9 protein-coding genes are annotated in these 12,982 nt (G+C 54.1%); all 9 read right to left on the reverse strand.

Features of this window, described 5'->3' with window-relative positions; genetic code table 11:
* Positions 1 to 15: 15 nt before the first annotated feature.
* A complete protein-coding gene (locus G6R38_RS06335; RefSeq protein ID WP_166821611.1) occupies positions 16 to 4,569 on the reverse strand; it encodes a PDZ domain-containing protein in 4,554 nt (1,517 codons plus the stop codon).
* 131 nt (positions 4,570 to 4,700) lie between these two features.
* Positions 4,701 to 6,038, reverse strand: coding sequence for a cytochrome b family protein (locus G6R38_RS06340; protein ID WP_166821614.1), 1,338 nt, complete (start codon positions 6,036 to 6,038; stop codon positions 4,701 to 4,703).
* A gap of 63 nt (positions 6,039 to 6,101) precedes the next feature.
* Complete coding sequence (locus tag G6R38_RS06345) at positions 6,102 to 6,875, reverse strand: cytochrome b N-terminal domain-containing protein (protein WP_166821617.1); 774 nt, start codon at positions 6,873 to 6,875, stop codon at positions 6,102 to 6,104.
* Positions 6,876 to 6,964: 89 nt separating this feature from the next.
* The gene (locus tag G6R38_RS27810) at positions 6,965 to 7,996 is read right to left on the reverse strand and encodes a Rieske 2Fe-2S domain-containing protein (protein WP_206028489.1); all 1,032 of its coding nucleotides are present in this window, start codon (positions 7,994 to 7,996) and stop codon (positions 6,965 to 6,967) included.
* Positions 7,997 to 8,204: 208 nt separating this feature from the next.
* On the reverse strand, positions 8,205 to 8,723 hold the full coding sequence (locus G6R38_RS06355; protein WP_166821621.1) for a hypothetical protein: 519 nt from the start codon (positions 8,721 to 8,723) through the stop codon (positions 8,205 to 8,207).
* A gap of 68 nt (positions 8,724 to 8,791) precedes the next feature.
* On the reverse strand, positions 8,792 to 9,943 hold the full coding sequence (locus G6R38_RS06360) for a type II secretion system F family protein (RefSeq protein WP_206028490.1): 1,152 nt from the start codon (positions 9,941 to 9,943) through the stop codon (positions 8,792 to 8,794).
* On the reverse strand, positions 9,882 to 10,433 hold the full coding sequence (locus G6R38_RS06365) for a TlpA family protein disulfide reductase (RefSeq protein ID WP_166821628.1): 552 nt from the start codon (positions 10,431 to 10,433) through the stop codon (positions 9,882 to 9,884). The genes G6R38_RS06360 and G6R38_RS06365 overlap by 62 nt, the downstream gene beginning before the upstream one ends.
* Before the next feature lie 30 nt (positions 10,434 to 10,463).
* Entirely contained in the window at positions 10,464 to 11,705 is a 1,242-nt protein-coding gene (locus G6R38_RS06370; RefSeq protein ID WP_166821631.1) for a TIGR02996 domain-containing protein, read from the reverse strand.
* Between the two features lie 9 nt (positions 11,706 to 11,714).
* A complete protein-coding gene (locus G6R38_RS06375) occupies positions 11,715 to 12,971 on the reverse strand; it encodes a TIGR02996 domain-containing protein (RefSeq protein WP_166821634.1) in 1,257 nt (418 codons plus the stop codon).
* Between the last annotated feature and the right edge of the window lie 11 nt (positions 12,972 to 12,982).

Genomic DNA, 12,982 nt, shown 5'->3' on the forward strand with positions numbered 1-12,982 from the left:
GAGTGCATTGGAAGTCTACTCGTTTTCAGCGGGATCGGCATTCGTCTGCGGCGCCGCTGGGGCCTCGACGATACCGTGCTTCTGAATGAGCTGATCGTAATTCATGATGGCATCACGCAACCCGGTGACTTGCCATTCCGGATCTTTCTTGAAATACCCTTCGGTCGTATTTGTCGACGGTGCGAGCATCGCCGTGTAGGGCAAACTCCACTTGGGATTATAGAACCAGAGTTCCAGCCATTCCGGACGCAGCCGATCCGACGTGCGAGACCGCAAGTCCGGTCCACGAGTGACGGAATCACCAGTACCATTGAACTGCCGTCCCATAATCGAGTGGCATTTGATACAGACATCGTGTTTGCCCAGCATATCCCAGCTTTGGTTGAGATAGTCCGTATTCTGCTCTTCCAGGAACGCGTGAAGTTCTTGTTCCTTATGGTTGAGGTACGGCTCTTCACGTTCGGGAATGTCTTGATACGGGAAGTCCGCGTCATCCGCAGCCGCAAAGTAATTGGCGAGGCTACGTGCTTCTTGGTCACTCAGGTTGAACTGTGGCATTCGTAGGACGGCCATCCAACGAAGTCGATCGGGATTCTTGAGGAAGCGGTAAAGCCAAGCGGTTTGAACCTTCTTCCCTTCCCCATACAACGGAGGCGGAACCATCTGCCAAGCTTTGGTGATACTGGCCGATGTGCCTTGGTCGGCTGGTGAGGATTTCTCATCGATCCGCCCAACAAGCCACTGGGCGAAATCACCACCACGGGCAGGCTTCTCGTCGGCGACCATCGACTGTGTAAAGTTAAAGGCATCCACACCAGGCAGATAGACTTTGCCACCGATTTCCAGCGGTTCCCACAGCTGATATTTGAAGTTGGGGTTCTCCGGGTCATCCAGGACCAATCGGTCCGTCTGCAAACCGTGGAATGCAAAGATCGCATCGCCATCGTCGGTTGTCTTGTCGACTTCTCCAGAACTTCGTTCGCGGAAGTTCAGGAACTTGAGAATTCCGTGCGGAGATTCTTTGGATACGTCCGGCTTCGTCTGAAGTCGAAGTTCGGGATGATCCTTGAAGAATGTTTCGAGGTTGGCACGGAACTGCGTAGATTTTCCCGTGTCGGCCAATTGAGCGATGCCGGGAATGTCGGTTTCTAGCCCGAAGAATTTCGCCAATTCTTCAACTTGTTGGATTTCCTTGGGGTACTCCGGTGGATCGGTAGCGTCATCCAAGAGTGCCTTTCGATTTTCCACGAACCAGTCGAGCATCTGCGACTGCGTCATGCCGACCATGTCCGCATAGGTCGATGGAGTGTCGTCCGATTCGCGGTCGACCATGATCTGCATTTCGGGCAGGTCGAGCATATGGCAGCTGGTACAATTGTATTTCTTCAGCAGGAACTCGCCTTCATATCGGGCCTTGTCCGCACCTTCCGGTTGATAGAGATACTGCTCCGCTGGCGGTTCGGCCACGAGCCCCAACACAAACGTGATCACGGACTCAATCTGAGCTTCGTCGAACGGGAACTTCGGCATTCGTAAACGTTCGTCGTAGCCTTTGGTTTCCGTTTTGTGATAGTCGTAGCTACGTGGTGCATGCAGCTTCTGCCAAATGAATCCTGGTCGGCCATGCTCGGCCAGTGATTCGTAGTAGTAGGCCATCGAAAGTGCTTTTTCGCGTTCTTCCTCGGACGCAAACTCGTCAGCCCGTGCGGACTTCATGGCTTGCTCGACTTGCTCACTCGTGCTCAATTCGTCGCCATGTCCATTGTGATGGAGGAATTCGGCGATGTGCTCGGTGGCCAGTTTGCTGGTGTCCTTACGACCCCAATCCTGAAGTGAAGTCCCGATCGGTTTCGCAGATTCAAAACCAGGAATGTCATGACAACCATAACAGCCGTAGCGTGAGATCGTGCGACGACCCAGATAGGCCATCTGCATGCTCTTCCAATCTTCATCGGAAAGCTTCTCACCATCCACTTTGCCTGGGACGAGCTCGATTTCATCACCTTTGATCATGTCCGCCTCGAACGGATAAGCGTGAGCGGTAAAGGTGTCTTCGACTTGCGGGTTGGTGAGCGTTTTCGACAAGTACAGTCGCATCAAATCTTGGAGAGGACTCTGTGCGATTACGGTGACGGTTTTTTCAGTTCCGGCTCTTTGGACCCGAACAGAAACTCGTTCGTCTTCGTCGAGCTCGTTGACGAGCTCCCGGAAGACCTTCGAATTGGTCACTTCACGTCCGCCGACTTCCAAAATCACGTCTTCAGCGAGTAGCGGCCATTCGATCTTGTCCTCACCTTCCCCGTGCTCTGCTCGTGTTGCGGGGGAGAATCGCAATACTTCTGTCACGAGGACACCCGACTCGAATGCTCGGTCTTCGACAACAAGTCCCAGGTGGACCGGCAATGTGCTCGGTGCCTCGAACTTCTCAGGACCTTTCTGCAGGAGCCATGCGGCGATGTCGGCGGCGGGGTCGACGCTTTGTGTCTCTTCGCCGTCTGCTGATTCGTAGGCGTCCAGGTACAGATTCGGCATCCGAGTTCGTTTGTGGTAACGCTGCGGATCGCGAAGCCACGTGTAAAGCCAGCGGAATGCTTCGCTTTGTGTGAAGTCTTCAGCAGCCGGGTCGTATTCCTTGAGCTTAGCGTGGACACGGTCAAGCTTCGGTCCGAAGTTCGCCGTCGCCGACGGGAATTCGGAGTGCGAATGACACGCCAGACAACCCCGTTCCGCGAACAATTCTCGACCTCGTTCGGTGTCGGGTTTGTAGTCTTTTGCGGGAGCAAGCATATCGAATGGTTGCTCTTTTGATTTGTTCAACAAGTATTCGGAGATCGCTTGGATCTCATACGGTTGGTAGCGTTTCGCGGTTGCATCATCCAAATTCGTGAGATGGAAGAATTGTGGCATCTTGGTCGACGGTCGGAATCGTGAGGGGTTCTCTGTCCAATATGCGACCCACTCGTCTGTCGTCTTGTGGTGAATATGACGCAACGCTGGGCCCACTTTCCGATATTTGCCGATGTGTTCGACATCAGCTAATTCGGCAGCGAGATTGTGCGTGCGTTGAGACAGTTTCGGATTGAGGAGTTGACGATCGGCCACCAGCATCGACTGCAATTCGGATCGTTCGGTCGCTGACTCGAACGGTGCATCGGCGACATGGTCTGCCAAGTCCGCAATCTGCTTCAACTGACCGGATTCTTCCGCGTCCGGTTCCATATCCTTCAGAACTCCGACGACGGCGGCTTTGACTTGCTGGGCAACGGCGTACCAGTTGGGTTCCAATCGCAGATCCGGCCCGATTGACTGGGAACCAGCGTATCCGTTGATTTCGTGACAGCCGAAGCATCCGAAGGTGCCGATGGTCTCAAAGCCTTTGGTCACTTTCGGTGCCGAGTTGCCAAATTTCGGGCTGGTGGCGAGTTCCGTGACGCCATGATGACATTTCAAACATGACGATTCTTGGAATCGCTCGGGGAGCATTGGATACTCCCAGTAGTGATTGGGATGGAAGTGGTATTCTTCTTCCCAATGATTCCCGGTGCTTGGATTGTTCGGTGTGTGGGCGGCATTGGAGAAAGTCGTCCCGGAACCTTGGCCCTCGTGACACGCGGTGCAGCCAAAGGTCTGCGTGGGGTGCGGACTTGTGGCGGTCAGATACAGATCCGGGTTGGGGTGTGTCGAGAACGGTTGTGGGAACTCGTTCGCCGCAACCCAATCAGCAGGCTCTTCCGATTCGGGATGACCTGCGGGGTACGCTGGCTTGTTGCCAGCTTCGACCTGATCGATCCCCAAATGGCAAGTTGTGCAACGATCGAATCGTGCGGTGTGTGCCATTCCCAAGGTGATCTTGAGATCGGGAAGCCAAATTTGTTTCACTTGATGCGGCGAGTTGAAGCCGTCGATGATCGGCAGCTGCATAATGCTTCGTTTTGTCGACGAAAACCAATTATCGGGATCGACTTTGCTTTTTGCCGCCTGAAGTCGTTCGACTTCAGCTTGGAACTGCTTGAGCTCTTCAGTCGCCTGATCATAGGCGACGGTTTGCTTTGCGAGTTCCTGTTTCTGTTCTTTGATTTCCGTTTCGATATTGCTTAACGCCAGTTCCAACTCGTCGACTCGTTGCTGCTCGCGATCGAAGTCTTCTCGGAGTTGAGCCGCGAGTGCTGTTTTCTCGTCACGGATGGCGAGGTCATAGTCGGCCCGAGCTTTGTCGCGAACGGCACGTTGAGCGCGTACGCGACGGCTGAGGTTGTCCGCATCGAGAGACAACTCCGCGATTTTCTGGTCGATCTTCTGTTTCTCTTCCGAGAAGTTCGACTCAGCTTGGTCGATCTCAGTTTGAAGCTGCTCGACTCGGGCTTGGTATTCGCCACCTTGCTCACTCTCGATCGCAGTTTCGAGTTTGATCGCGTTGATCTGGTCGAACGTCTTTTGGTAGTCCCGCCATTGATCGGAGTGGTCGCCAGCCATCATCGCGAGCGTCACGAACAACAATCCGAGCGAACTGAAGGCAAACCAGATGTGTAATTTCTTGGGGTTTCGCCAGAAACTATCGTCAGCCGGCATAGCGTCGGATCCTATTGGTCATTGATGAGTTCGAATGCGTTTGGAAACCTGGAGTGGTTTGCCAATGCAGCCAAACAGTTGTTCAATTCAAAGTTGTGCTAGCCAGTCCGTCGTGCTCGCACATGGCCTAATCAGATATTGAAGAAGTATTCCGGAATTGCGACCAGATACTTGAGGTTCAACCACCATCGCAGAACCATCTTGATTGGCAAGGCGGCCATCCACAGTAGCAAGTTGACGAACACCATGTATCGCAGGAATCCCATTTTTGGATACATCTTGCGGAAGACAGTTCCGGCAAGCAACGGTGGTGCCACCAGGAAGTAGGCGGCGATCAATATGAAGCCCGGGGCCTCTCTCACCAGAATGTTCTCGGGCAATCCCGTATTCAGCAATGAGAGATAGAACCATTCGGAAAGGTTCACATTGTTGAGGACTTCCAGCTTGTGAACATCCCAGTATTCGAACGGTCCGAAGATGTTCCAGTTCGGCCCTCGCAAGAACGTCCCGAGAATAATCATCGCGATCCACAAAGGGAGGAACCCAAACAGGAACACGCTGACAGCGAATGGACGCTCGTTGAAGGTGTAGTAGCCGTTACCCTTCTTGTTGAAATCGATGTAGGGGATGGCCATCAAGCCGAGCAAAATGATGGTCGGAAAGACCACCCCAGCCAACCAGGGGTCGAAATACACCAGCATCTCTTGCAGTCCGAGGAAGTACCATGGTGCTTTCGACGGGTTTGGTGTTTTTACCGCAGATGCCGGCTCTTCCAGCGGAGCTTGCAAGGCCAAGCCCCAGACGACAAGAAGGACGGTCAGAAGAACCATGCAAATCAGTTCGGTGTAGACCAAGTCTGGCCAGACGAGAACTTTCTCGCTGTCTTCTTTCTCGTATAACGGCCGACCCTCGGCAATTCTTCGATCGTTGTCGACCGCCCGCTTGAAGTACAACCATGTGAAGAATGCAACGAGGTACAACATCCCCACAATTGGAACGTTGTCCGGTTTGCCGACGATCTTACGGAAGTCCATATCGGTCATCGCGAGAGCCATGCCGACAGCGGAGACATTGAAGAGCACCCAAGCGACTTCCGGCTTCACGAGCCACTCACGCAGCAAGATGATTGCGGCAAAGAGCACAATCGAAAGCGCGAAATAGATCACCGGGTTTGCGAGTTGATCGATGCCGTTCTTCAGGAATTCCGGCAACACAAGGACAAAGGAGTCGGGCTGACTACTGTTGACGAAGTGTGCCAAAGACACCATCAGCAACACGCCGCTGTATACACCCCAGAATGTGGCCGACAGCACGTCTTGTCCGTCACCGAGCAGCCCAAACAGGCGAACCCGTTTATGCTCACCCGAGCGGTATGAGATAACGGTCCACCAAGCGTTCGCAAGGAACAGCAACAGATAGAACCAACCCAAGCCGAGGATGACACCTTTCGTCAGTTCCGCGTTGTGCATGAGTAGAGGTGTCCGTGTCCGAGTGTGAATCCGTAGGAGTTTAAGAAACGAGCAGCGAGAAACTTAGAGCGGCTGACTAATTCCGCCGTCTTTTCGGACTCGCCAGAAGTGAATCGCAATCAACCCCGCCACCACCAACGGGATTGCGACGCAGTGCAAAATGTAGAAACGGTTCAGCGTGGCTTCGCCGACGAATCGCCCGCCCAACAAAAGGAAGCGAGCATCGCTAGCTGAGGTGATCAAGTCGAATCCGCCCACGTTGAGCAACTGTGCCCCTGGGCCTTCACCCCCGAGCAATGGTGTTGCCCGAGCCATGTTCGAACCCACGGTGATCGCCCAGATCGCTAGTTGATCCCAAGGCAATAGGTAACCCGTGAACGAGAGTAGCAACGTGAGCACAAGCAGCAGCACGCCGACAACCCAGTTGAATTCTCGGGGAGGTTTGTAGCTACCGGTCAGAAAGACTCGATACATATGTAGCCACACGGTAATCACCATCGCGTGAGCACCCCATCGGTGGATCTCACGCATGATCCCTAGCGTTTGCACGTCGCGAAGTGCTTGAATGTCTGTAAACGCCCATTCCAGAGTCGGGCGATAGTAGAACATCAACAGCACGCCGGTCAGGGTTTCGACCAGAAACAGAAAGAACGTGATCCCGCCCATGCACCACGTGTAAGATAACGCGATACCCTGGCGTTTGATCGAAACTGGATGCAAGTGCAGGAAGAAGTTCGTCAGCATCACCACAGCCCGATTCCGACGATCGGTCGGTGCTGGATGACGGAAGATACTCTTCCAAATTTGCGAATTGCGGATGTACTCGCCGACGGACATACTTGGCGTCCCGGTCTGACTGAGTGAACGAAAAAGTCAAAGTAAACGATTGGCAACCCAGACGGCTGCCCGATCACAGATAGCGGCACTTAGACCATCGGAACGTAGGAGGCACTATCGCCCCATTGTCCCATTTCCTGCTGGAATGTCACACTCTTGTCGACTTCCAGCAAGCCATCGGCACCAAGTGAAATCCCAACCCGTTCGAGCGGTCGCGGGGCAGGACCTTCAAAGTTCACACCTGTGATATAGAAACCCGAGCCGTGGCAGGGGCATTTGAATTTCTGTTCGCCTTCAAGCCAACTCGGCGTACAACCCAGATGGGTACAAACCGACCGGAGTGCGTAAACCATCTGCTCTCCGTCAACGTTGGCATTAACCACCCAGATACCGAACTCGGCTTTGAACTTCGTCGATACTGTGTTGGCTGGGAAATCTGTCGGGCTACCAACTTTGAAGCGACTCGGCGGTTCCACAAGTACGTTGGGCATCATGTAGCGAGCCACACCGAGCCCGAAGGCCGTTGCGGCACTCGCAAATGCGACCCAAGCAAGCACGAACGGAGCAAGAAGCACGTCGAACAAAAAGCTACGACGTGTCGCGTCATCATCGGATTTCTTCGCAGCGCGCCGCGAAGCTGGCTTAACACGCGTCTTCGGTTTTTCTTCGGCAGGCTTATCAGGAGCACCCTCACGGGCCACCTTGATCATTTCCTGCACGCTGGGACGCTCGCCAGCGGGTGGTGCAGCAGCCTTTGGTTTTGCCTTTGCTGCAGGTTTTGTAGCCTCGCTCGCTGCGGGCTTTGCCTTGCCATCACCAGCCGTTTCGGCTCGCAGGGCAGCCATAATGTCCTTGGTCGACTTTGGCTTAGCCCCAGTTTTCTCGGCGGGCTTCGCTTTGCCTCCGCCAGCAGCCTCGGCTCGCAATGCCGCCATGATATCCTTGGTCGACTTCGGCTTATCGGCCGATTTCGCCGGGGGTGCTTCGGCGGGAGATGCCGACTCAGTCGGCGTTTCCGCCTTAGACTGATCGGCGGCGGGTTCCTCACTGGAGGATCCACCACTCGAATCTTTTGCACGAAGTTCCGCGAGGATTTCCTGCGTCGTTTTCTTTTTACCCATAAGGAAACTCGGAGGCGCAAGCGTTCTCGACACCGGGGGACAGGACAACAGGATTCTGTCAAGAACCGTTCCAGCTGACAACTCAAAACGGCCTTACAAATCAGATTTCTCAGAACCTGGAATTGTGAGTGGTGAAGAATTCTCTGAACTGAGAAGCAGAACACGTCAATTTTGCGGTGGCTGATCGGGTGACGGACTGTGAATTCGCTTAGTCTGAAGAGGCTTTATCATGGGGGCCGTTCGTTTCGCGTTCGATGACATTGGCCCAGTGATTCATCAGGGGTTGGTCCACCGTTCGTGATCGGCGGGGGCGGATACATCCTGGATCATGCCAGAGGTCAACTGGGAAGATGGGGCAGTCGGAATCGCCCATTATTTTGAGCAATCGCTCGCGACCACGCTTACCCAGCCCCATCAGTTTGATGGTGACGCGTCTTCCATTCAAATCAGGAACATCGACATCGATTTCGTGGATCGGGTCTTTCTGTGGGACTTTCTCGCGATAGAACAGGGCCAACTTCGGCTTGGGGCAGAAGTAGAAGGCGTAGCGATCGTCGATCGTGAATAGGGCTTCTCGTTCGAACTCTCGGGCAAATCCGCGGAATTCACATTGGGAGCAGTGGAAGACCTGAGCCCGCCGCGAAGTCCCGTCCGGTTTCGTCACTAGTTGCCTGCCATCTCGTTCAATCACTCCTCGGCAGATCGGGCAAGGACCACCGTTTCTCATGATTCTTCCACCTATTGCTCGGAGAAAACGTGGACTTTTCCTTGAGCCATCGGCGCATGGATCATCACCTACATGCGGGCGGCTTCGTTGAGCATTCCAACGTAGAGCGTCGCCACGCGGAAGATAAGGACGATGATGAACACCGCGACCATGGCCCAGATAACCCACGCGAGTGTTGAGGTCATTGCTTTCAGTGCGCGTTGGGCTTCTTCCTCGAATTGCGGACCGAGATGGTCCAGCATTTCGGGCACGGTTCCGGTTTCCTCGGCGGTTTCCACCATTTCGAGGTATTCGCCAGGGAAAAGTTGCGTTCGTCGCATTGCCCAAGCAAGCGGTTCGCCGGATTCCACTTCACGCCAAATCTGCGGAAACGCTGCGATGTACGCTCCGTTACTGGTGGCGTTCAGGCTGGCTTCCAAGCTTTCGCGGATATCCATACCGGAATTCTGAGTCAACGAGAAGGCCCAGGAAAAACGAGCGATCGCGAACGAACGCATGCAACCGCCGAATACGGGAATCTTCATCAAAAGTGGATCGAGCAGTTTGCGACCTTGCATCGATTTCGTGACCAGCAAATACCCGCCGATCAACGTGCCGAGCGTCCCGTAGCACGCGAAGAGCCAGACGACGGCTCCGGTTCCGCCGCTCAAACCGAACGGTAGAACCTGCAACGGTTTGCTGCCGGTACTCTGGGCGATCATTCCCAAAACCAGGACCAACAAAGCGATGACCCAAATAGCCGCGTTGAGCTGAAACATCGGCCAGGCAATCGCACGGAAGAAACTTCGTCGCAACCGCACGAGGTTCTCATAGTGCAATGCGAGACTCTTGAGAATTTCCGGCAGTGCCCCGGTTTTCTCGCCGACGGAGACCATGTCGATCATCAACGGTGGAAACGCATTGCCCTGCTCTGCCATGCTGGAGGCGACATCGTGCCCTTCTTGAACCGCCTCATCGACGTGATGCAACGCAGTTCGCGCACGTTGGTCGTGTGTTCGCTTGGCGACAACACTGAACGCCTTCCGAGCAGCGACACCGGATTCGAGCATCGTGCCGAGCTTTCGACAGGTTGTCGAGAGGGTCGTCAACCGAATGCGTCCACCGAACCCACGTGATGCACCGGCGGATGTCGAGGTGTCGCCGGTGTCGTCTTTGAGTTTATCGAGCGGATGGCTGAGTTTGATCTTCTTTTTGGAGTCGCTGGACGAACGTCGCGACACTTTCGGTGGTAAACTCGGCTTCTTGCGTTCGTGCATCGTCATTGTCAAACCGCCGAGCCAGTGTTCCATCCCGACCGTAAACCAGGACCGCCGGTGTGGAAGAAAGATCGATTTGGTCCAAAAAATCCAAGAATGGATCACTCAGCAGAACATTGTCGGTCATCCGCCCATGTTTCCGCAAGACCTTGAGAACGCCTTCGCGGTAATACGCCGGCGGCTTACCGGGAATGCCATCGTAATCGCACGCAACGGTCATCCAAACAATGCCGTCGTGTTTCTTCGCGATCGCCCCGTATTTCGGTAGGTCTTCCAAACACTTGCCGCAGGTGGTGGTCCAGATGTTGACGACGACAATCTTGCCATGATGTTTCGCAATTCGTCGCTGGACACCTTTCCAATCGGTGATCGAAAGTGACACGTCCGCTGCCATCGCCGTCGTTGCAAATAACAGATGCATCACCAAGACGAAGATGGAGCGGCGGTCAATCATGGGGAGATCTCTCAACTTGGAATGAGTTTATCAGACGACGTTCACGTTCGAGAGCAGTCGGTTCAGTTCCGCACTGACATCCGCTTCCGCAAAGTACGATGGATAAATCAGTGTTTTCAACTGGTGAAATTTTCCGGGCTGCTGGAGAGATTCCAGGTCCTTCGTTTTCACGGAGTATGTGTCCAGGCGGAGTTCCTCAAGAGCCGGCAATCCGGTGCCGTCAGCGATCGTTTGGATGGCCAGTCCCACGGAAACTTCCGGTGAGATGGAAAGCCGACGGACGTTTGAAAGTGTATCCGAGTCCATCAACGCAGACAGAGCTTGCAGGCCAATATTGCAACCGTTGAGTTCCAGTCGCTTCAAGTTCGTCAAGCGGTCCGACGTCGCCAACTGGCTGATGCCCTCGTCCGTGAGAGCCCCGTTATCGCATATGTTCAACTCCTCGAGCGGGTCCGCATGGCCGTTCTCGAGAATGGCTTTCAGACCGACATCGGTCAGTCCGCAACCTGCCAACGAGAGCCGTTTCCACCGACACTTCGGCCAATTATCGGCCAAGCTTTGGATGTGAATGTCGGTCATGTTGTTGTGGCAAACTTCGACATCCGTCAGTTGCTCCCACAAACGTCCGCGAGCCACATCAGCAAGATCATCGAACGCCAAAAAATCGAGATGCCAAATTTTGAGTTTCTCGAGTCGCGGGAGTGATTCTGTTGTCGCAAGTGCAACCAATCCCGCATGCCCCAAGCCGTTGCTGGTCAGATTCAGTTTGCGGATGTTCTTCAGATGTTTCGATCGCAGAAGTCGTTTCAACCGTCGTGTGCCCATCTGACATGCGGTAAAATTCAGCGAATCCAACCGCTCCAACCATTTCGATTCCAGCAATTCGTTGAGCACGGTTTTCATAGCGTTGATCTTCATCTCGCGAATCGTCGGGGCACGATCCAACAACGCCTCCGCATTTTGCAGGTGATTCTTCGCGTTCAGCGTGACAACTTCCACGAAACCGCGACGGAATTCGTAATTGCGAATGGCCGCAACTTTCAGGTCCTTCGTCCATTTCGATTTGTGCTTTTTGAAGAGCGTGTTCTGCCGTTCTTCCAGCGGTTTTCGGGTCGGATCGTAATCGCCAACCTGTGCCAACTCGCATTGCACGCGGATATATTCCCCCCGCGGATCGCCCTGCTCGTCCAACCAATCCGCGTAGACCAGCCGAGGCAAGTCGTTGTCAGGGTCCTCAACGATCGCTTGCAGAAATTGCTCGTGAGCGGACATGAGCGGTCATCAATATGGGGAGTAGATGAAGATTTTCACGTCGGGCAGTAGTTCTCGCAGTTCGGCCAACACGTCGTCATCCATGGTTCCCGCTAAAATCACGAGCGTTTTGAGTTGTTGCAACCGATTTGGTTGGCGAAGGCTCGCGAGATCGCTGGATTGAATCGGATTGATACTCAGATATAACGTTTCGAGGTTTGGCAGTCCCGTGCTGTGGGCAACGATCGGTAAATAGAACTCCGGAAACAAGGCTGACGAAATGTAGAGTTTGCGCAATTCCACCAAGGATTGCGAATTCAGCACGGCGTTCAGACCATCCTCGATGTAGTTGCAACCGCGAATGTCGAGGGATCGAAGCGTTCCCAAGGCATCGGCGTTTGCCAACATCGCGATGGCGGAGTCCGGCAACCGATAGCACCGCTTGAGGCTCAAAGATTCCAAAGACGTGAGGTGACCGTTCTCCAATAATGCCTGGAAGCCGCGTTCGGCGAATGCATTGAAGCTGAGGTTCAAGTGCTTCCATCCGCAGACCGGCCAACTTTCGGCGAGTGTTTGAATGGCATCATCTTCCCATGCGTGTTCGGCAAGTTCGACGGATTCCAATTGTTTCCACAACGGACCGCAACCGATCTTTGAGAGCTTGGACGGTTCCGCGGCTTCCGAGTTATTGCAGATGAGTTTGGTCAGTTTCGGGAACTTGCCGGAATCCACAAACGCTTGGAAACCGCCGGCCAGAATGTTGTTGCTGGTCAGATCGAGTTCGCGAATCTCTGTGAAGTGTGGCGACTCCAATAGCGTTCGCATCCGCCGCAGTCCGAGTTTGTTACCCGCGAGATTCAGCGAGTCGATGCGTTCCAGCCACTTCGATGTGATGAATTCGGGAACGACCGCCTTGAGTGCATTGACCTTCACCTTGCGGATCGTCGGGACTGTATCCAACAACGCCTCGGCGTTCTGCAGATGATTTTTTACGTTGAGCGTGACCGCTTCCACGAACCCGCGTCGAAACTCAAAAACACGAATGGCTGCGACCTTCAAGTCTTTTGACCACTTCGTCTTGTGTTTTTTGAGCAGGGTGTCTTGTCGTTCTTCCAACGGAATGCGGTCGGGGTCGAACTCGTCGAGTTTTGCCAATTCACATTGGACTCGGATGAACTCACCCCGCGGATCGCCCTGCTCGTCCAACCAATCCGCGTAGACCAGCCGAGGCAAGTCGTTGTCGGGATCCTCAACGATCGCATGCAGAAATTGCTCGTTGGTCTGCATCGACTCTGGTT

Origin of the sequence: Thalassoroseus pseudoceratinae, from assembly GCF_011634775.1 — a bacterium.
In the GTDB taxonomy this organism is placed as follows: domain Bacteria; phylum Planctomycetota; class Planctomycetia; order Planctomycetales; family Planctomycetaceae; genus Thalassoroseus; species Thalassoroseus pseudoceratinae.